This is a genomic window from Amycolatopsis sp. WAC 04197, from assembly GCF_003947475.1.
Lineage (GTDB): Bacteria > Actinomycetota > Actinomycetes > Mycobacteriales > Pseudonocardiaceae > Amycolatopsis > Amycolatopsis japonica.
In genome coordinates this window covers 202,885-222,703 of sequence record NZ_QHJK01000004.1, presented here as the reverse complement: position 1 = coordinate 222,703, position 19,819 = coordinate 202,885, and the positions used below count along the sequence as shown (strand labels likewise).

Sequence of the window (19,819 nt, the reverse complement as noted above, 5' to 3'; positions counted from 1 at the left end):
GCACCTAGCCGAGGAGGCCGTTCGTGAGGTTCACCCCCGCCGCCACCGTCACGGCGATGGCCGCCGCCCTGCTGCTGGGCGGCGCCACCGCCGCGACCGCGATCAACTCCTACAACGCGACCCCCGCGCCCGAGCGCACCGAGGTCGGCGCCCTCGTCGCCACCTGGGACAACGACGGCGACCCCGCCACACCGGACCGGGTCGACTGGGTGTGCTCCGGCACCATGGTGGACGCCGACACCTTCCTCACCGCCGCGCACTGCACCACCGACTGGCCCGCCAACGTGCGGTTCTTCGTCTCGCTCGACCAGGACGTGCAAGCGGGTCTCGACGCGGCAGCGAAGAAGTACCCCGGCGACCCGGCGGCGATCGCCAAGGCCGTCGCCGTCGAGGGCGTCGCGCACAGCGAGCCCGGCTACCCCGGCAACTCCGCCGACTCGCACGACATCGCCGTCGTCCAACTGCCCGCGAAGCAGGTCGCCGCACGCTGGAGCTTCACCCCCGCGAAGCTGCCCAGCGCCGGTCAGCTCGACAAGCTCGGCCCGCAGGGGCTGAACTCGACGCCGTTCGTGGTCGCCGGCTACGGCACGCAGGAAGCCGTGAACGGGCCGGGCGGGCACACGCATCCTGGCGGCGGCGTCCGGATGAAGGCGCCGGTCACCTTCAACGCGCTGAACAACACGTGGGTACGGCTCGCGATGACGGAACCGCAGGGCAACGGCGGCGCCTGCTACGGCGACTCCGGCGGGCCGAACTTCGCCACGATCGACGGCAAGCGTGTCCTCGTGTCGACGACCATCACCGGTGACGGGCCCTGCTACGCCACCAATGTCACCTACCGGCTGGACTCGCCGACGTCGCGTGACTTCCTCGCGCCGTTCGTCGCCCTGCCCTGATCAAGCCCGCTCGGGTTCGCCCGCGACGCGCTCGATGCGGGCACCGAGCCGGTTCAGGTTCTCCACGAAATGCGGGTAACCGCGGTCGATGTGGAAGACGTCCCAGACCTCGGTGACGCCGTCCGCGCACAGCCCGGCCAGCACCAGCCCGGCGCCGGCACGGATGTCCGCGGCCCACACCGGCGCGCTCGAAAGCTTCTCCACGCCGCGGACGACGGCGTGGTGCCCGTCGGTGCGCGCGTCGCCGGAAAGCCGCATCATCTCTTCGATGAACCGGAACCGGGCTTCGTAGATGTTCTCCGTGATCATCGAGGTGCCCTCGGAGACCGCGGACAGCGCCACCGCGAACGGCTGCAGGTCGGTCGCGAAACCGGGGTACGGCAGCGTCACCCAGTCGACGGCCTTCGGGCGCTCGTTCTGGACGATGCGGAAGCCCTTGTCGTCGAACGTCTCGACCTCGGCACCCGCCAGGCGGAGCTTGTCGAGGACCAGGTCGAGGTAGTGCGGGTTGACGCCGCGGACGGTCAGGTCGCCCCGGGTCATCGCGGCGGCGAACGCCCAGGTCGCGCCGACGATCCGGTCGCCGATCACGCGGTGCTCGGTGGGGTGCAGCTTCTCGACGCCCTCGACGGTGAGAGTCGAGGTGCCCGCGCCTTCGACCTTCGCGCCCATCTCGGTCAGCATCGTGCAGATGTCGACGATCTCGGGTTCGCGCGCGGCGTTGTCGATGACCGTGGTGCCCTCGGCGAGCACCGCGGCCATCAGGATGTTCTCGGTGGCGCCGACGCTCGGGAAGTCCAGCCAGATCTGCGCGCCACGCAGCCCGTCGGCCTTCGCCACGACGCAGCCGTGCTCGATGGTGCTGGTGGCGCCCAGCTTGCGCAGGCCGTTCTGGTGCATGTCCAGCGGCCGCGAGCCGATGGCGTCGCCGCCCGGCAGCGCCACGACGGCCTGCTTGAGCCGTCCGACCAGCGGACCCAGCACGCACACCGACGCGCGCAGCTTGCCCATCGCGGCCGAATCGGCCCGGTGCGACAGCTCGGCCGGGGTGGTGATCTTGGCGGTGTCGCCGTCGATGACGACCTCGCAGCCGACACTGCGCAAGACGTCGCCCATCAGGGGGACGTCCAGGATCTGGGGGCAGTTCGTGATGGTCGTCGTACCCTCGGCCAGCAGGGCCGCGGCCATCAGTTTCAGGACGCTGTTCTTGGCCCCGACCACGTCGACCTCGCCGACCAGCCGTGCTCCGCCGTGCACGTCGAAGTGCTCGCTCATGGGCGCCAATCATGCCCTCTCGCCCGGATTTGCCTTACGCCGGGCCGGTAGAGTCGGCTTCATGGTCGTTCGCATCAACCGCGTGTACACGAAGGTCGGCGACAACGGCACCACGGCGCTCGGCGACGGCTCCCGCGTGCCGAAGACCTCGCCCCGCCTTGGCGCGTACGCCGACGTCGACGAAGCCAACTCCGTCATCGGGCTCGCGCTCGCGATGGGCGCGCTTCCCGAGGAGATCACGCAGGTGCTGCGTGCGGTGCAGAACGATCTCTTCGACGTCGGCGCGGATCTGTGCGCGCCGATCGTGGAGAACCCGCCGTACGAGCCGCTGCGCATCACCGAGCGGTACATCGAACGGCTGGAAGGCTGGTGCGACGAGTTCAACGAGCGCGTGCCGAAGCTGACGTCGTTCATCCTGCCGGGCGGCACCCCGGGGGCGGCTTTCCTGCATCAGGCCCGCACGGTCGCACGGCGGGCCGAGCGGTCCGGCTGGGCGCTGTTCGAGGCGGAGCAGGCCACGACGAACCAGCTGGCGATCAAGTACCTGAACCGGCTTTCGGACCTGCTGTTCATTCTGTCGCGGCTGGCGAATCCGGACGGCGACATCCTGTGGCAGCCGGGCGGGGCGAGCTGAAGGACGCTTTCATCGCGCCCTTCAGCTCACGTTCAGCCCTGTTCCTGTGCCGCCCAATAGCGCTCGAGGTCGACGTCGGGCGTGCCGTCCTTGCCCGGGTCGATCGCCTTCATCGTGATCGTGTCCTCCAGGGACACGGACTCGGGAAGGTGGCTCCAGCGGTTCGTGTCCTCGCTCTGAGTCATGGACCGAGAATAGACGTGGATCACGTCCGAGGCCCGGTAGAAATGCCGCATTCAGAGGACTAAATGCCCCAGGAGGTCCGGAGCGAAGCGAGAGCGTCGTGGAAACCGGGGAAGGTCTTCTTCACGCAACCGGGGTCGTCCAGCGTGATGCCCGGCGTCCGCAGCCCCGTGACGCTGAACGCCATCGCGATCCGGTGGTCCCGGCGGCATTTCACCAAGGCCCCCGTCGGCACGCCGGGCTGGATCTCGATCCAGTCCCGCCCCGTCTCCACCGAGATGCCCATCGCGCGCAGGTTCTCCTCGCACGCCGCCAGCCGGTCGCATTCCTTGATGCGCGTGTTGTAGACGTCCTCGATCCGCACCGGCCCGTCCGCGAACGGCGCGATGGCCGCGAGCGTCGGCACGGTGTCGGAGATGTCGCGCATGTTCACCGTGACCCCGCGCAGGCCACCCGTTCCGGTCACGGTCACGGCGTCCGGACCGACTTCGACGTCCGCACCCATCTGTCGCAGGACCTCGACGAAGGCCAGATCCCCTTGCAGAGCGCCCTCGCCGAGCCCCGGCACGGTCACCGAGCGACCGGTCAAAGCCGCCGCCGCGAAGAAGTAGCTGGACGTCGAAGCATCGGGCTCGATTTCGTAGCGACAGCCCTGATACGGCGTGGGCGGCACGACGAACGTGTCACCGTCGCGGACGACCTCGACGCCGAAGCGCCGCATCATCGCGATGGTGATCTCGACGTAGGGCACCGAAACGAGGTCCGTGACGGTGATCCGCAGGCCCTCGGCGGTCAAGGGACCGACCAGCAGCAACGCGGTCAGGAACTGCGACGACAGCCCCGCGTCCAGCGTCAGCTCGCCGCCCTTGATCCCGGCGGCCCGCACGACCAGCGGATGGTGTCCCGGCGAGCCTTCGAAGGTCAGGTCGACGCCCAGCTCCAGCAACGCGTCGGTGAGCGGTCCCAGCGGCCGGGCGCGCATCTGCTCGGAGGCGTCGAACCGGAAGGTGCCGTGACCGGCGGCGGCCAGTGCCGGCAGGAACCGCGCGGTGGTGGCGCCGTCACGGCAGAAGACGTCGGCGCTGTCGACGGCGGGACCCGCGGGCCTGCCCTCGATCGACCACTCGCCGGGAGCGCGGGAGACCTGATAGCCGAGCTTGAGGAGGCCCTCGGCGAAGCCCTCGGAGTCGTCCGAACGCAGCGGCCTGCTCAGCACGGTCGTCCCGTGGGCGGCGGCCGCGAGGAACAGGCCTCGGGCGGTGATCGACTTCGAACCGGGGATGTCGACGATGGTCACGGCGTGAGCATACGGCGTGCCCGAACGGCGAACTCGCGTGATCAGACGCGGGACACGCGTGATTGAAGGCGGGACACGCGTGATCAGACGGACGACACGCGTGATCAGGAAGCGCGCGGGAGGCGGCGGCCCGGCGGGGCCGACTCCAGCCAGGACAGGAAGCCGGTGAGGGCACCGGGACCCATCGCGATCTCGATCGCCTCCTGTTTGGCGGACTCGCACCGCAGGACGATCGAACCTTCGGGGACGGCGTACGCCTCCGTGCCGGAGGGGTCCCGCCGGTCCGCGATCTCCATGCTTTCGCGCTCGAACACGCGATCCGGGCCCGTCCGCAGGCTCCAGACGCGGAACCAGACGAACTTCTCGCCCTCGTAGCGGCCCAGCCCCAGATGCCAGCTGGACCGCGCCTCGTCCGGACGCCACCGCAGCGCGACGCTCACGCCGCCACCGCGGCGCATCCGGACCCACCGCAACGAATACCAGGCCGCGAGAACGGCCAGGACGGTCAGGGCCCCGAGAACACCCACGGCGATTTCCACGGCCCGGCCCCTGTCCTTCGCCCGGTCAGACTGACTGACCGGCCGCGCGAAGCTGGGCGGTCGCCCTAGCCCGCTCTTGCTCGTCTTCGCCGGTCAGCGCCTTCTTGGCCGCGTCGACGTCGATCTCGTCCGAAAGCTCCGCGCTCTCGGCGAGGATGCTCACGCCGGTCGCGGTGACCGACAGGAACCCGCCGTGCACCGCGGCGGTCACGGTCTCGCCGTCCGTGGTCGTCACCTTCACGACACCACCCTCGACGAGCTGGCCCAGAACCGGCTCGTGACCGGCCATGATGCCGATCTCGCCCTCGGTGGTCTGCGCCACCACGAACGTGGCGGTACCGGACCAGAGACGGCGCTCGACGGCTACCAGCTCGACAGAAATCTCAGCCACGTAGCTTCCCTTCACCTCAGGTGCTGGCACCGAGTGTAATAGTCAAAGGTTCCGGTATGCGAACGACGGGACCAGCGTCCACAGTAGACACTGATCCCGCCGCTCATCGGAACATCACTTCTTGGTGATTTCCTTGTACTTCTTCTCGAGGTCTTCGAGGCCACCGATACCCAGGAACGCCTGCTCCGGGTAGTGGTCGAAGTCGCCCTTGGTGATGCGGTCGAACGACTCGATGGTCTCCGACAGCGGCACGGTCGAACCCGGCTGACCGGTGAACGCCTCGGCGACCAGCATGTTCTGCGACAGGAACCGCTCGATGCGGCGCGCGCGCTGAACGGTGAGCTTGTCCTCTTCCGACAGCTCGTCCATACCGAGGATCGCGATGATGTCCTGCAGCTCCTTGTACTTCTGCAGGATCCGGATGACCTCGGAGGCCACGCGGTAGTGGTCCTCACCGACGATGGCCGGGTCGAGAATGGTCGACGTCGACGCCAGCGGGTCCACCGCCGGGAAGATGCCCTTCTGGAACACGCCACGGGAAAGCTCCGTGGTGGCGTCCAGGTGGGCGAACGTCGTCGCCGGGGCCGGGTCGGTGTAGTCGTCCGCGGGGACGTAGATCGCCTGCATCGAGGTGATCGAACGACCACGGGTCGAGGTGATCCGCTCCTGGAGCTGACCCATCTCGTCGGCCAGCGTCGGCTGGTAACCCACGGCCGAAGGCATGCGGCCCAGCAGGGTCGACACCTCGGAACCGGCCTGGGTGAACCGGAAGATGTTGTCGATGAAGAGCAGCACGTCCTGGTTCTGCACATCGCGGAAGTACTCCGCCATGGTCAGCGCGGACAGCGCGACCCGCATACGGGTGCCCGGCGGCTCGTCCATCTGACCGAAGACGAGGGCGGTGTCGTTGATGACGCCGTCCTCGGACATCTCCAGAAAGAGGTCGTTGCCCTCACGGGTGCGCTCGCCGACACCGGCGAACACCGAGGTACCACCGAAGTTCCGGGCGACACGGGTGATCATCTCCTTGATGAGCACCGTCTTGCCGACGCCGGCACCGCCGAACAGGCCGATCTTCCCACCCTGCACGTACGGGGTCAGCAGGTCGACGACCTTGAGGCCGGTCTCCAGCATCTCCGTCTTGCCTTCGAGCTGGTCGAAGGACGGCGGGTTGCGGTGGATGCCCCAGCGCTCGAGGTCGTCGCCGTAGCCGGGCTCGTCCAGGCACTCGCCGAGCGCGTTGTAGACGTGGCCCTTGACCTTGTCGCCGACCGGGACCGTGATGGGGCCGCCGGTGTCGGTGACCTCGGCGCCACGGACGAGGCCGTCCTGCGGCTGGAGCGAAATGGTGCGGACGAGGTTGTCGCCGAGGTGGCTGGCGACCTCGAGCGTCACCGTCTTGCGCAGCTGCTCGAACTCGATTTCGACCTTGAGCGCGTTGAACTGGTCGGGAACGGAACCGCGCGGGAATTCGACGTCGACGACCGGGCCGGTCACCGAGACGATGCGCCCCTTGGCACGGGCTTCAGTACTGGTCATCAGTCATCACTTCCTGCTGCGGTGAGAGCGTTCGCCCCACCGACGATTTCGGAGATCTCCTGGGTGATCTGCGCCTGGCGGGCCTGGTTCGCCTCCCGCGTCAGCGTGTTCACCAGTTCGTTCGCGTTGTCCGACGCCGCCTTCATCGCGGTGCGGCGGGCCGCGAGTTCGGACGCCGCCGACTCGAGCATCGCCGCGAAGATCCGCGTGTTGATGTACTTCGGCAGCAACGCGGCGAGCAGCTTCTCGGCGCTGGGCTCGAACTCGTAGCTCGGGAGCAGGCTGTCCGGCTTCTCCTCTTCGCCCTCGACGTACTCGACCTCGAGCGGCGCGACGCGCTTGGCGACCGGACGCTGGGTGAGCATCGAGACGAACTCGGTGTAGACGACGTGGATCTCGTCGACACCGAGGATGCCGTCGGCGTTGCCTGCCTCGTCGTCGGCGCCGTTCAGGAACGACTCGACGATGAGCTCACCGGCCTCCGCGGCGTTGACGTAACCCGGCTGGTCGGAGAAACCCGTCCAGCTTTCGGCCACGTCGCGGCCACGGAAGCGGTAGAAGCTCAGGCCCTTGTTGCCGGTCACGTACAGCACCGGCTCCTTGCCCTGCTCGCGCAGCAGCGTGAGGAGCTCCTCGGTCGCCTTCAGCACGTTGGAGTTGTACCCACCGCACTGGCCCTTGTCGCTGGTGATCACGAGGACCGCCGCGCGCTTCGGGTTCGGACGCTCGACCAGAAGCGGGTGGTCGAGGTTCGCCGAGGCTCCGGCCAGGGCCGAGAGCACGTTCGTGATCTCGTCCGAGTACGGCCGGGAAGCCGCGACCTTCGCCCGCGCCTTGGTGATGCGCGCGGTGGCGATGAGCTCCATCGCCTTGGTGATCTTGCCGATGGACTTGGTCGCCTTGATACGCGACCGGAGTTCTCGGAGTTGTGCGGCCATGAGCTATCAGCTCACTTCTTCGGGGCGGGCTTGTTGACCTTGACGGTCTCCTGCCCGACCTTCTCGGCGTCCATCGCGTCGGAGACCTCGACCAGGCTCTTGCCCTCGGAGGTGGTGAACTCCTTCTTGAACTCGTTCACCGCGTCGACCAGCCCTTCGGCGGTCTCCTTGGAGAACTTGCCCGACTCGCGGATGTCCTTGAGGAGCTCGCCGTGCTTGCGGCGCGCGGAGTCGACGAACTCGTCACGGAAGCGACGCACGTCCTCGGTCGGGACCGTGTCGAAGTGGCCGTTGGTACCGAGGTACACGGTGACGACCTGCTCCTCGACCGGCATCGGCGAGTACTGCGGCTGCTTGAGCACCTCGTACAGGCGGGCACCACGCTCGAGCTGCGCCTTCGACGCGTCGTCGAGGTCCGAAGCGAAGGCCGCGAAGGCCTCCAGCTCGCGGTACTGCGACAGGTCGATACGGAGCGAACCCGAAACGTCCTTCATCGCCTTGACCTGCGCGGCACCACCCACGCGGGAAACCGAGATACCCACGTCGATGGCCGGGCGCTGACCGGCGTTGAAGAGGTCCGACTGGAAGAAGCATTGACCGTCGGTGATCGAGATGACGTTGGTCGGGATGTAGGCCGACACGTCGTTCGCCTTGGTCTCGATGATCGGGAGACCGGTCAGCGAGCCCGCGCCCAGCTCGTCCGAGAGCTTCGCGCAACGCTCGAGGAGGCGGGAGTGCAAGTAGAAGACGTCGCCGGGGAAGGCTTCACGGCCCGGCGGGCGACGCAGCAGCAGCGAGATCGCGCGGTAGGCGTCGGCCTGCTTGGTCAGGTCGTCGAACACGATGAGGACGTGCTTGCCCTCGTACATCCAGTGCTGGCCGATGGCCGAGCCGGTGTACGGCGCGATCCACTTGAAGCCGGCGGAGTCCGACGCGGGGGCCGCGACGATGGTGGTGTACTCCATCGCGCCGGCGTCCTCGAGGGACTTCTTGACCGCGGCGATCGTGGAGCCCTTCTGGCCGACCGCGACGTAGATGCAGCGAACCTGCTTCTTCGGGTCGCCGGTCTCCCAGTTGGCCTTCTGGTTGATGATCGTGTCCACCGCGACGGCCGTCTTGCCGGTCTTGCGGTCACCGATGATCAGCTGGCGCTGGCCACGGCCGATCGGGGTCATCGCGTCGATCGCGGTGATACCGGTCTGCAGCGGCTCGGCCACCGGCTGGCGCTCGACCACCGAAGCGGCCTTGACCTCCAGCGGGCGGCGCTCGGTGGTCTCGATCTCGCCGAGGCCGTCGATCGGGGCGCCCAGCGGGTTCACGACGCGGCCGAGGTAGCCCTCGCCGACCGGAACCGAGAGGACCTGACCGGTCCGCTTGACTTCCTGACCTTCGACGACGGTCTCGAAGTCACCGAGGATCGCGGCACCGATGGAGCGCGCGTCCAGGTTCAGCGCCACGCCGAGGACCCCGCCGGGGAACTCGAGCAGCTCGTTGGCCATCGCCGAGGGAAGACCCTCGATGTGGGCGATACCGTCACCGGCGTCGACGACGACGCCAACCTCTTCCCGGCTCACGTCCGGGGCGTAACTCGAGACGTAGTTCTCGATCGCGCTACGGATCTCATCCGAGGAGATCGTCAGCTCCGCCATTTCGTTCCCGCTCTCGCTTCGTTCGTGCCAGTGTGCAAAGTCGTTGTTGTGGGTTCAGCCGGCCAGCCGGCGACGCAGGGCGTCGATCCGCCCCGCGGTGCTGCCGTCGATGACCTCGTCGCCGACGCGGACGACGAGTCCGCCGCCGAGTGACGGGTCGACCTCGACGTGCAGCGCGAGCTGCCGCCCGTAAAGGGCGTTGAGCTTCTCGCTCAGCCGAGCCTGCTGTTCGTCGGAAAGCGCGCTCGCGCTGGTCACCCGGGCGACCGAGCGTTCACGGCGTTCCGCGGCCAGCTGGACCAGCTCCTCGAGGGCGTTGCCGACCCCGCGGCCCTTGGCGCGCAGGACGACCTGCTCGACGAGGGTCTCGGTGACCACGTCCACCTTGTCGGCGAACAGCGTGCGGACCAGGGTCCGCTTCGCCTCGGCGGGAGCGGTCAGGTCGGACAGTGCCCGTTCGAGCTCCGGCTCACCCGCGACGATACGGCTGACCCGGAACAGCTGGTCTTCGACAGCGTCGATGTTCCCGGACTTCTCCGCACTGGTGAGCAGCGCCGAGCGGCCGAGGGCCTCGAGCCCGTCGGTCAGTTCGCGCGGGCTCGACCAGCGGCTGCCCGCCACGGAGTCGAGCACCTGCAGGGCCGGTTCGGAAACCTTGCCCGCGAGGATCCCGCGGGCGAGGCCGATCCGGGCTTCGGACGAGGCCGAACCGTCGGCGACGGCCCGGCGCAGGCCGATCTCCCGGTCCAGCAGGGCGACGACCGAAAGCAGCTCGTCGCCGACCGTCGCCGGGTCCGTACCCGCTTCGGCCAGAACCTCGCCGAGACGCTTCTCGGCGAGGTCGAGCGCTTCACGGCTCGCAGCATGCAGCGTCATTCTGGTCTACTTCCCCGCTCCGTTGGAGGCACCAGCGGTCTCCAGCTCGGCAAGGAACCGGTCCACGGTGCCGTGGCGGCGCGCGTCGTCCGCGAGCGACTCGCCGACGATGCGGCTGGCCAGCTCGACGGAGTTACGGCCGAGTTCGGCGCGCAGTTCGGCGATGATCTGCGCCTTCTGGGCCTGCAGCTGAGCCTGACCCTGGGCGACGATGCGCTGGGACTCGGCTTCGGCCTCGGCCCGCAGCTCCGCCTTGATCTGCTCGGCTTCGAGCCGGGCGTCGTCGCGGATCTTCGCGGCCTCGGAACGGGCTTCCGCCAGCTGCGCCTTGTACTGCGCAAGGTTTTCTTCGGCTTCGGCCTGAGCCTTTTCGGCCCGCTCGATGCCACCCTCGATCAGCTTGGTCCGCTCTTCGTAAGTCGCCTCGAAACGCGGGACGACGTACTTCTTCAGAACGAACAGCAGCAGAAGGAAGGCGATGAACCCGAGGATGAGCTCGGGAACGTGCGGCACGATCGGGTTGGGCGCGTCTCCCGCGGCCAACACCAATTCGGTCTTCAGCACAACGTCTCCTTAAGCGATGAGCGGAACTAACTCAGGAGGCGAGGAAGTAGATGACGATACCGATCAGCGCCAGCACCTCGGTCAGCACGAAGGTCGAGAAGGCGATGCCCTGCAGCTTGCCCTGCGCCTCCGGCTGGCGGGCGGTGCCGTTGATGACGGCGGCGAAGATCAGACCCACACCGATACCGGGGCCGATGGCACCGAGACCGTAACCGATGGCGGCGAGACCCGGGTTGATGTCGACAGCGGCCTCGGCAGCCTGCGCCAGAACGATGTTGCTCACGTGCGTTTCCCTTCAAACTCGGTCCGCGCGACTCACGCGGATCGGGGGCTTTTGGTGTTTCTCAGTGCTCCGACGCCAGCGCGGCGCCGATGTACCCTGCGGACAGCAGTGCGAAAATGTATGCCTGCAGGACCTGGATGAAAGCCTCCAGGAAGGTCATCGCGATCGCGAAAAGGAACGCGATCGGCGACACGATCTTCACGGCGCCTTCGCCTTCGGTCAGCAGGAAGCTCCCGCCGAGCGTGAAGACCATGATGATGAGGTGCCCGGCGAACATCGCGGCGAAGACCCGGATCGCCAGCGTGGCCGGCGCGATGAAGAACTTCTGCGCGAACTCGATGGTGGAGTACAGCGGCAGAACGAATCCGGGAATTCCGGCCGGCGCCAGTTCCTTCTTCAGGTAACCCTTGAAGCCGTGGCGCTTGAACCCGACGTAGTGGTACACCGGGTAAACAACGAGGAACGCGAGAGCGACGGGGAAACCGACTCGGGCCATCGTCGGGAACTGGAAGAACGGGATGATCCCGAACAGGTTGTTCACCAGCACGAAGCTGAACAGTCCCAGTACCAGCGGAATGAACGGCTTGAAGTCGGCCGAGCCGATCTGCTCGCGCGCGATGTTGTTGCGGCCGAAGTTGTAAATGCTTTCGGCGATGAACTGCCCCTTGGTGGGGACAACCTTGAGCCGGCGCGACGACACCATGAAGTAGGTGACGATGATGATCAGGGAGATGACCACCAGCAACATCGGCTTGGTGAAGCTCAACCAATAGCCGGAGCCGAACAACGGCGGCAGGTTGAAGTCTTTGACGCCAGGCGGCGTGAACTCCGCACCCTCGGCTAGTACCAGCGCGCCCACTGGGCTCCTTCCGGTTCTCCCGGCCGGCGTTCACTCCGCCGGGGGAATCGTCACGATCTGGACTTAACGTACCCGACACGTATCGGGCCGTCGGAGGCGGCCACCCCACGATGTGCTGAACATGGTTTCACGTTCCGCACACGAGGATTCTCGATGCAGTGCTCCCGGGAGACAGACGCCTACCAGCGGGTAACGAGGGACGATTCAACACCGTCGCCACACTGCTGTTCGGGGTTCGTCATCAGGAGCCGGCAGCCGAGGCCGCCGCCCATACGCGGACCATATCAGCAGGTTCCGACGGGCCGTACAGGCGTACTACATTGCCCCTGATCGGCCGAGGACCTAGGTCCCGTCCCAGGTCAGGACCTGGGTCCCGAAATCAGCGGGAAGCCGGGATGATCGTCGGGATCTTGGTCTTGCGGAAGGCCATGAACTCCGCGGCGGCGGACACGAGGATGGCCGCGATCATCGTGATACCCAGCGACATCGGGTGCAGGTCGGACCACCCGCGCAGCAGGGTCAGCGCCCCGAACAGCACGAGGATCTTGAGCACGTAGCCACCGAGGGCGATCACCATCACGAACATCGGGTCCATGCCCGCGCTGAAGCGCATCAGGCCCATGGTCGCAAGGGAAGACAGAATGGCGAGCACGCCGCCGATGGCCGCCCCGACGAGGCCCGGGAGTCCATTGAGGACGGTGAAGAGCACCACACAGACCAGGACGACGGGCGGTGTCGCGATCAAGGATGCCTTCGTCATCGCGTTGGCCGCCTGCAGAACCACCTTGGCGTGGGGGTTCTCCTCCGCCTCGACGGTCTTCTCGGTCTCGCTCACAGAAAACTCCCTGGTCGTCTCAGCCCGCCAGTGTAGGCCCGCGCCGATGCGGGCCTTCAGGCAGTCCTGTTCCGCGACCGCAGTCTCGGCACGATCGACACCAGGGTCGCCAGCAGGAAGCCGAATCCGACAATCCAGAAAACCGCGACACTGTCGAAAAGCGTCACCGAAACGGCGCCGAACGCGAGCAGCCCCGCCCACAAGTAGATGAGCAGCACCGCACGACGCTGGGAGTGGCCGATCTCCAGCAGGCGGTGGTGCAGGTGCATCTTGTCGGCCGCGAACGGGCTCTCACCGCGGCGGGTGCGGCGGATGACCGCCATGATCAGGTCGAGCAACGGCACGAACAGCACCGCCGCGACCACCACGAGCGGCGAGAGCAGCGCGAGCGCGTCCTTACCGCTGAACTGCGGATACGGCACGCGGCCCGACGCGGACGTCGTCGCACCGGCCAGCATGAGCCCGATCATCATCGAGCCCGAATCGCCCATGAAGATCTTCGCGGGCTGGAAGTTGTACGGCAGGAAGCCGAGACAGGCCCCCGCGAGCGTGGCGGCGATGAGGGCGGGCGGGTACGCGCCGACGTCGCCCCCCGAGGAATCGAGCAGGCCGAGCGAGAAGGAACAGGTCGCGGCGGCGGCGATGAAGCCGAGTCCGCCGGCGAGCCCGTCGAGACCGTCGACGAAGTTCATCGCGTTGACCATGACGACCACCAGGACGACGGTCAGCAGCGCGCCCTGGTTCTTGTCCAGCACCAGCACCTGGCCGAAGGACTCGCCGCCCCCGCCCCACGGCACCCAGAACGACACCCACTGCACGCCGAAGATCACCAGGATCCCGGCGCACATGACCTGGCCCGCCAGTTTCGTCCAGGCGTCCAGCTCGAACCGGTCGTCGAGCGCGCCGATCAGGGAGATCACGCCCGCGGCGAGCAGGACGCCCAGCGAGTCGAAGGAGAAGTCGAAACCGCGGCTCAGCGCGGGCAGCTGATGCGCCAGCCCCATCGCGGCCGCGACACCGAGGAAGATGCCGATACCGCCCATCCGCGGGATCGGGGTGACGTGGACGTCGCGGGCCCGCGGGTTGGCGATCGCGCCGATCCGGATGGCGACCCGGCGCACGACACCGGTGAGCAGGAAGGTCACGGCCGCCGCGGTGAGGGCGACGAGGATGTACTCCCGGATCGGGAGGCCTTGCGTAGGAGGCATGGTGCGTTACGCCGCCGAGGTCCAAGTCACTCGAACACGCTACCGCGTGCGGGGGATACGGCGGCCGACGGTCCTAGGCCAGTGACTCCGCGGGCACGCCCAGTACTTCCGCGACGGCGGCGCGGCTGACCGCGCCCTCCCGCAGGATGACCGGGTCGTCGCCGGTGAGATCGACCATCGTGGACGGAACGGGCTCGCCGGACGAGCCGCCGTCGAGGTACACCGCGACGCTGTCACCGAGCTGGTCGACCGCTTCCTGCGCGGTGGTCGCGGGCGGGCGGCCGGACACGTTCGCGCTCGAAACCGCCATCGGGCCGACATCGCGCAGCAGTTCCAGCGCGACCGGGTGCAGCGGCATCCGGAGCATCACCGTTCCGCGTGACTGGCCGAGATCCCACTGCAGGCTCGGGGCGTGCGGGAGGATGATCGAGAGGTCGCCGGGCCAGAAGGCCTCGATGAGCGCGCGGGCCTGCGGCGGCGTACCGAGCACGAGTCCGTCCACAGTGGACCAGGAGCCGACCAGGACACCGACCGGCATGTCCGGGCCGCGGTGCTTGGCCCGCAGGAGGGACTGGACGGCGCCGCCGTCGAAGGCGTCCGCGCCGATGCCGTAGACCGTGTCGGTCGGGAGGACGACCAGACGGCTGGAGCGCACCGCGCTCGCCGCCGCGGCGAGCCCGTCGGCCCGGGATTCGTGCTTGCTGCAGTCGTACACCGCGCTCATGGCCAGTGAGCGTAGCGCTGCGGTGTGGCGGGGCTCGCCAAAGGTGCCCGTCTCGGCCGGGTGTTCTCGGCCGGGGTGGTCGTGAAGGCCTCCTTGCCTACCCTGAAGGTAGTGAAGGAGGCCTTCACGTACTCGGCTTCAGGTGCGCAACCCGTGGCACCGAGCCGGGCCCAGTGTCATGAAAGGGTCGTTCAGGACGTTTTCCGTCCTGAACGACCCTTTCATGACATCCGGAGCGACCGTCAGAACGCGAAAGCGGTACAGACCGACGTCGCCGTCTTCGCCGGGTCCGCGATCGACGTCGCGGTCAGCTTGATGTGCGCGACGTGGTCACCGCCCGCGGCCCGCTTGGCGTGCGCGGTCGCCGAAGACCGGCCACCGAACGGGACGGTGGACAGCTCGTTCGGCAGCCGCACCTCCCAGCCCTTCGCACTGGTGGACGCGCTCAGGCGGTAGGTGTCGGTGTTGAACGGCGCCGCCGCGCCCTTCGCGTCGCCCGTGTTGAACACCGGGAACGAGCAGGTCGCGAGCCCCTGCTTGGCGAACGCCGGGGCCGACGGCCACAGCGAAACGCCCCTGGCCTGCGAGCCGGAGCCGTCGAGCGAAGCCACCGTGATGACGTAGGACAGCACGCCCTTGCGGTCGCGCTCGACGTCGGAGACGAGGAACTTCAGCCTGTTCGCCTCGTCGGTGTACTCGTACTTGCTCGCGGAACCGGTGCCCGCCTTGAACGCGGCGTCGTTGAGCTGGCGGTAGTCGCCGATCGGGATCGGCACCGGGGTGCCGTCCGGCTTCTTGTAGTCGGTCATGCCGATGTCGGCCGGGTTCGCGTCCACGATCCATTCGAACGGCGCGTTGTCCTGGTTCTTCGTCTTCGCGATGAGGACACCGGAATCGGGGGCGAAGGAATCACTGCCCATCCGGTCGACGACCTCGACGGTGTAGTTGTTGTAGCCGCCACCGTCGCAGAACGGATCCTTCGAGCGATCGCATTTCGGCGAAAGGTCCCCGCCGGTGAGCGCGATGTTGATACCGCTGTAGGCGCCCTGTCCCGGCAGGACCGAACGCGCCGTGATCCTGGCCGAAACCGGGCCCGTCTTGGCGAGGGAGTTCCGGTCGAGTTTCAGGACGTCTTCGGGGTCGATGATGTCGAGCTTCATCTTGGTGCGAAGCATGTGGTGCGAGCCCATCGAGCCGCCCTGCGTCGCCGGGATCTGCCAGCGGGTGTGCGGTCCGCCGGGGCCGTTGAAGCTGCCGCGCGACATCATTTCCCACGGTCCGGTGTAGGTACGGGACGGCGGGTTTCCGAAGGGGTTGTTGTAGTTGTCGCCGATGCCGAGGATGTGGCTGAACTCGTGCGCGTAGACGCCCTGGCCCGAGCTTTCCGCCTGGGTCGAGGAGCCGGTGACCGCGTTCGGCCAGATGCTCGCCGCGGATTTCCACGACGTCCACGGGACGTAGCGGGTGGACGCGGCGTTCGGCATCCCGGCGACGCCGGGGCCGAACGCGTCGGGGACGTTCTCCTTCTCGCCGAACTTCATCACGCCGAATTCCTGCCAGGTCGAGCTCTCGTCCTGGCCGGCGGAAAGATAGAAGACGAAGTCGAACTGCTTGGACACGTCGCCCACGTCCGCCCGCCAGGCGGCGCCCGCGTCGGCGCGCAGGTCACGTTTGCAGTTCGCGCCAGGCGGACACGCGTCGGGCTGGAACTCCATGCCGTATTCGAAGGACTTGCCGGGCAGGCGGTACGGGCCGAACGCGGTCAGTTCGACGCCCAGCCTGCCGCCGGAGTCCTCCATCCAGTACTCGTTGATCGTGTGGCCCTGGTTGAGCGCCTGCGGCTTGTTGAGGAAGTCCTGGTAGAACTTCGCGACTTCGGCGCGCGGGATGTTGCTCGCGGCGGGGCCGGGGTTGCCGAACACCGTCGAACGCGGGGGCTGCGTGACGGCGAATTCTTGATCCGGGTAGTCCGCGAGCACCACGGCACCCTTGAACATCCGCTTGGTCGGCTTCAGCGCCGGATCGACCCAGTTGGTGCCGGGCGGTTTGCGGTAGTCGTCCCACGTCATGTGGTCCTGGTTCTCCCAGGTCGACCCGTCGATCGCGGCGGGCCAGCCTCGGACCGGCGCCGCGGCGGACGCGGGCTGGGCGACCAGACCCGGCAGTAGCGCGACGGTGGCGAGGACGGCGAGTGTTCTGAGTGGGGCTCGTCGGAGAGACGATCGCATCGGGGTACACCTCCCAGTCGGACCGCCGATGAGGCGGCCGTGATCGACGTTAGGAGGTGGGCTTTGTCCTGGGCACCGCCGGAAGTCGTGAGTCTCGCTAACTATCTGCCTGCTCCATCCCGCGTTTCGTCCTCTGGATGCGGTGGTTCGCACCACGAACTACCGCATTCAGAGGACGAAACGCGAGGGGTCAGGAGACGCGCAGGGCGGTGACGAAACGCGGGCGTCCGGCGAGGTCGAGGTGACCCTGCACGTCCGTGAGCACCCGCCGCGCCCGCACGAGCGCCGGGACGGCGGAACCGTGCGTGTCGTCGTGCTCGATCGCCATCCCGCCGGTGGGCCGCAGCAGGCGTGCGGCGGCCGCGATCGCGTGCCGGATCACCGCCAGCCCGCTCTCCTCCGCGAACACCGCCCGCGGCGGGTCGTGCTCGGCGACCTCCGCCGGCACCGGCGTGCCTTCCGGGACGTACGGCGGGTTGCACAGGACCAGGTCGACGAGGCCGTCGAGTTCGGCGAACATCGTGCTGTCCGCCACGTCGCCGGAGTACAGCCGAATGGGCGTGTCCCCCGCGTCGGCGTGGACGTCGGCGTTGTGCCGCGCCCACGCGAGGGCCTGCGCGTCGATGTCGACGGCGTAGACGACCGCGTCCGGCCGCGCGTGCTGCACGGCCAGCGCCAGCGCGCCCGAGCCGGTGCACAGGTCGACCACCACCGGGTACTCGCGTCCGTGCAGCAGTTTGAGGCCCCATTCCAGGAGCAGCTCGGTCTCCGGGCGCGGGACGAACACCCCGGCGCCGACGTTGACCGTGATGTCGCCGAGCGCGGCCCAGCCGGTGAGGTACTGCAGCGGGATCCGTTTGGCCCGCTGGTTCACGAGCTGGCCGATCGCGTCGATGACCGGGGGGTCCACCAGCGGCACCATCGGCAGGCGGCCGCGATCGACACCGAGGACGTGGGAGGCGATCAGTTCCGCGTCCGAACGCGGTGACGCCACTCCGGCCTCGGTGAGGATGCGGGTCGCTTCCATGATGGCGAGGCGCAACGGCTGCCGGTTCACTGGTGTTCCTTCACAGAGTCAAGCCTGACACACGAGGCACGCGTGCCGGGGTCGATACACGCGGGCTCAGGGTATCGATTCCTTTCAGCGCACCCGCCACGAGAGCGAGGACAACGTCAGCGCCGCTTCGGCCACCCGCCGCGCGAGGTCTGTCTGAAGGCTCTTCGTCGCCGAAGCGATCCATTCGTCCACGTTCCGTACACCGATGTCGCGGTACTCGACGGCCTGAAGCAACATTTCGAGCTTGTCCGCGTCGCGCGCGTAGAGCGCTTCGGGGCTTTCGGCGGACTCGTACTCATCGACGGCGTCACGCACCGAGTCACGCGCGGCACCGGGCAGTGCCGACGTCTGCGCGGCGGTGATCGCCCGCGGATCCGGCTTCTCGACGAAACCCTTGATCGTGTGCGGGAGGTCGCCGGTCCGCGTCTCCTGCGTGTCGTGCCACAGCGCGAGATACGCCGCCCTCGCCGGATCCGCGCCGCCCTCGGCCGCCAGGAGGCCGGCCAGCTGCGCGACCCGCGTGGTGTGCTCGGCCACCGATTCGGGATCGCGGACGCCGGCCTGCCACCATCCGGCCCGCCGGATCCGCTTGAGCACACCCAGTTCGAAGCCGAATCTGGCGAGGGCGTCCAACTGTTCTCCTACGCGTCGACGGTGAGATATCCGGCCAGTGTCCCGCGCCGCTGCCGGAGCGTGTCGATGCGGTCGTCCATTTCGGCCAGTTCGCGCCGGATCTCCGCCACCACTGTCGGGCACATGTCCAGCTCGAGCGGTTCGCCCGTGGCGCACGGGAGCATCTTGGCGATGACATGCGTGCTCAGCCCGGCCGCGAGGAGCGCGCGGATCTGCCGCACCGTGGTGACCGCGTCGTCGTCGAAGGTGCGGTAGCAGTTGGAATCGCGCCGCGAAACCAGCAGCCCCTGCTCCTCGTAGTAGCGCAGCAGCCGCTGGCTCACGCCGGTCCGCCGGGACAGCTCGCCGATCAGCATGTGACCCCCGTCATCCGAGTTTGACCTTCACATCGATGTCAGTACCTAACGTCGCCGGCATGACGAATCATTTCGCGCACATCGTTCGCGGTTCCGGTCCCGGCCTGCTGCTCGCCCACGGCGGTGGCGGCGGCGTCGAGGGAAACTTCGGGAGCATCCTCGACGACCTCGCCCGCACCCACACCGTCGTCGGCCCCGACTACCCCGGTTCCGGGGCCACACCGCGCAGCAGCGAGCCGCTGGACCTCGACTCCGTCGCCGACGAGCTGGTCTCCATCGCCGTCGACGCCGGCCTCGAACGCTTCGCGATCCTCGGCTACTCGCTCGGCACCGGAGTCGCCGTCCGCGCGGCCACCCGGCACCCCGATCGGGTCACCGGGCTCATCCTGACCGCCGGGTTCACGAAACCGGACAACCGCCTCCTGCTGGCCGTCGACATCTGGCGCGAGCTGCTGGGCGGTGACCGGAAGCTGCTGGCGAAGTTCCTCACCTTCGCCGCCACCGGCGAAAAGCACCTGAACGCGCTGTCGCCTTCGGAACTCGAAGCCGCCATCGAAGGTCTCGCCGAATTCATCCCGGAAGGGAGTCCCGAACACGTCGGCCTCGTCGCGAGCGTCGACACCCGTGCCGAGCTGGCCGGGATCTCGGTCCCCACGCTCGTCATCGCCACGACACTCGACGGACTCGCCCCGCCCGCCCATTCCCGCGAACTCGCGGCCGGTATCCCCGGCGCCGAACTGGTCGAGATCGAGTCCGGGCACGGTATCGGCGTCGAGGCCCGCGACGAATGGCTCGGCGTGATCCAGAAGTTCCTCTCCGCAAGTGTTAGAGAGGGTACGAACTGATCACCCTGCG

At 68.0% G+C, this 19,819-nt stretch carries 22 protein-coding genes; 3 read left to right on the top strand and 19 right to left on the bottom strand.

All coding sequences use genetic code 11. The features are described from left to right. The first annotated feature begins 23 nt into the window (after positions 1-23). The gene (locus DMC64_RS17820) at positions 24-896 is read left to right on the top strand and encodes a trypsin-like serine protease (RefSeq protein WP_199755008.1); all 873 of its coding nucleotides are present in this window, start codon (positions 24-26) and stop codon (positions 894-896) included. On the opposite strand, the gene murA is transcribed toward DMC64_RS17820, so the two are convergent. Then, the gene (gene murA / locus DMC64_RS17815) at positions 897-2,171 is read right to left on the bottom strand and encodes a UDP-N-acetylglucosamine 1-carboxyvinyltransferase (RefSeq protein ID WP_037341419.1); all 1,275 of its coding nucleotides are present in this window, start codon (positions 2,169-2,171) and stop codon (positions 897-899) included. Positions 2,172-2,232: 61 nt separating this feature from the next. Between murA and DMC64_RS17810 the strand changes: the two genes are divergently transcribed. After that, positions 2,233-2,805, top strand: a complete 573-nt coding sequence (locus DMC64_RS17810; protein WP_038508942.1) for a cob(I)yrinic acid a,c-diamide adenosyltransferase — start codon at positions 2,233-2,235, stop codon at positions 2,803-2,805. Positions 2,806-2,837: 32 nt separating this feature from the next. On the opposite strand, the gene DMC64_RS17805 is transcribed toward DMC64_RS17810, so the two are convergent. From DMC64_RS17805 to DMC64_RS17720, 18 genes are all read right to left on the bottom strand, one after another. Then, positions 2,838-2,990 carry a hypothetical protein gene (locus DMC64_RS17805; protein WP_005150324.1) on the bottom strand — a complete coding sequence of 51 codons (153 nt, stop codon included), beginning with the start codon at positions 2,988-2,990 and terminating at the stop codon, positions 2,838-2,840. Between the two features lie 59 nt (positions 2,991-3,049). After that, positions 3,050-4,285 (bottom strand): 3-phosphoshikimate 1-carboxyvinyltransferase, encoded by a 1,236-nt coding sequence (gene aroA, locus DMC64_RS17800; RefSeq protein WP_125734428.1) that lies wholly within the window; start codon positions 4,283-4,285, stop codon positions 3,050-3,052. 104 nt (positions 4,286-4,389) lie between these two features. Continuing rightward, the gene (locus tag DMC64_RS17795) at positions 4,390-4,824 is read right to left on the bottom strand and encodes a DUF2550 domain-containing protein (RefSeq protein WP_016336850.1); all 435 of its coding nucleotides are present in this window, start codon (positions 4,822-4,824) and stop codon (positions 4,390-4,392) included. A 25-nt stretch (positions 4,825-4,849) separates the two neighbouring features. Next, a complete protein-coding gene (locus tag DMC64_RS17790) occupies positions 4,850-5,215 on the bottom strand; it encodes a F0F1 ATP synthase subunit epsilon (protein ID WP_016336851.1) in 366 nt (121 codons plus the stop codon). A 114-nt stretch (positions 5,216-5,329) separates the two neighbouring features. After that, a complete protein-coding gene (gene atpD / locus DMC64_RS17785; protein ID WP_125673800.1) occupies positions 5,330-6,754 on the bottom strand; it encodes a F0F1 ATP synthase subunit beta in 1,425 nt (474 codons plus the stop codon). Next, positions 6,754-7,692 (bottom strand): F0F1 ATP synthase subunit gamma, encoded by a 939-nt coding sequence (locus tag DMC64_RS17780; protein ID WP_125734427.1) that lies wholly within the window; start codon positions 7,690-7,692, stop codon positions 6,754-6,756. The genes atpD and DMC64_RS17780 overlap by 1 nt, the downstream gene beginning before the upstream one ends. 11 nt (positions 7,693-7,703) lie before the next feature. Next, positions 7,704-9,341, bottom strand: a complete 1,638-nt coding sequence (gene atpA / locus DMC64_RS17775; RefSeq protein ID WP_125734426.1) for a F0F1 ATP synthase subunit alpha — start codon at positions 9,339-9,341, stop codon at positions 7,704-7,706. A 54-nt stretch (positions 9,342-9,395) separates the two neighbouring features. Next, the gene (locus tag DMC64_RS17770) at positions 9,396-10,217 is read right to left on the bottom strand and encodes a F0F1 ATP synthase subunit delta (protein ID WP_125734425.1); all 822 of its coding nucleotides are present in this window, start codon (positions 10,215-10,217) and stop codon (positions 9,396-9,398) included. A 6-nt stretch (positions 10,218-10,223) separates the two neighbouring features. Next, positions 10,224-10,781 (bottom strand): F0F1 ATP synthase subunit B, encoded by a 558-nt coding sequence (locus DMC64_RS17765; protein WP_016336855.1) that lies wholly within the window; start codon positions 10,779-10,781, stop codon positions 10,224-10,226. 31 nt (positions 10,782-10,812) lie between these two features. Then, complete coding sequence (locus DMC64_RS17760; protein WP_037341406.1) at positions 10,813-11,064, bottom strand: ATP F0F1 synthase subunit C; 252 nt, start codon at positions 11,062-11,064, stop codon at positions 10,813-10,815. A 61-nt stretch (positions 11,065-11,125) separates the two neighbouring features. Next, on the bottom strand, positions 11,126-11,923 hold the full coding sequence (atpB, locus tag DMC64_RS17755; protein WP_037341405.1) for a F0F1 ATP synthase subunit A: 798 nt from the start codon (positions 11,921-11,923) through the stop codon (positions 11,126-11,128). Positions 11,924-12,302: 379 nt separating this feature from the next. Then, a complete protein-coding gene (locus DMC64_RS17750) occupies positions 12,303-12,758 on the bottom strand; it encodes a hypothetical protein (protein ID WP_037341402.1) in 456 nt (151 codons plus the stop codon). Positions 12,759-12,814: 56 nt separating this feature from the next. After that, positions 12,815-13,966: a glycosyltransferase family 4 protein gene (locus DMC64_RS17745; protein WP_038508920.1), complete on the bottom strand. Its 1,152-nt coding sequence runs from the start codon at positions 13,964-13,966 to the stop codon at positions 12,815-12,817. Positions 13,967-14,039: 73 nt separating this feature from the next. Then, entirely contained in the window at positions 14,040-14,690 is a 651-nt protein-coding gene (locus tag DMC64_RS17740) for an L-threonylcarbamoyladenylate synthase (protein ID WP_037341398.1), read from the bottom strand. 242 nt (positions 14,691-14,932) lie between these two features. Continuing rightward, positions 14,933-16,918 (bottom strand): M6 family metalloprotease domain-containing protein, encoded by a 1,986-nt coding sequence (locus DMC64_RS17735; RefSeq protein ID WP_125734424.1) that lies wholly within the window; start codon positions 16,916-16,918, stop codon positions 14,933-14,935. Positions 16,919-17,108: 190 nt separating this feature from the next. Further along, on the bottom strand, positions 17,109-17,975 hold the full coding sequence (gene prmC / locus DMC64_RS17730; protein ID WP_037341394.1) for a peptide chain release factor N(5)-glutamine methyltransferase: 867 nt from the start codon (positions 17,973-17,975) through the stop codon (positions 17,109-17,111). 84 nt (positions 17,976-18,059) lie between these two features. Then, the gene (locus DMC64_RS17725) at positions 18,060-18,608 is read right to left on the bottom strand and encodes an HD family hydrolase (protein ID WP_037341392.1); all 549 of its coding nucleotides are present in this window, start codon (positions 18,606-18,608) and stop codon (positions 18,060-18,062) included. 8 nt (positions 18,609-18,616) lie between these two features. Then, a complete protein-coding gene (locus DMC64_RS17720; protein ID WP_037341390.1) occupies positions 18,617-18,964 on the bottom strand; it encodes a MerR family transcriptional regulator in 348 nt (115 codons plus the stop codon). A gap of 59 nt (positions 18,965-19,023) precedes the next feature. Between DMC64_RS17720 and DMC64_RS17715 the strand changes: the two genes are divergently transcribed. Next, entirely contained in the window at positions 19,024-19,809 is a 786-nt protein-coding gene (locus tag DMC64_RS17715) for an alpha/beta fold hydrolase (RefSeq protein ID WP_125734423.1), read from the top strand. The last annotated feature ends 10 nt before the right edge of the window (positions 19,810-19,819 follow it).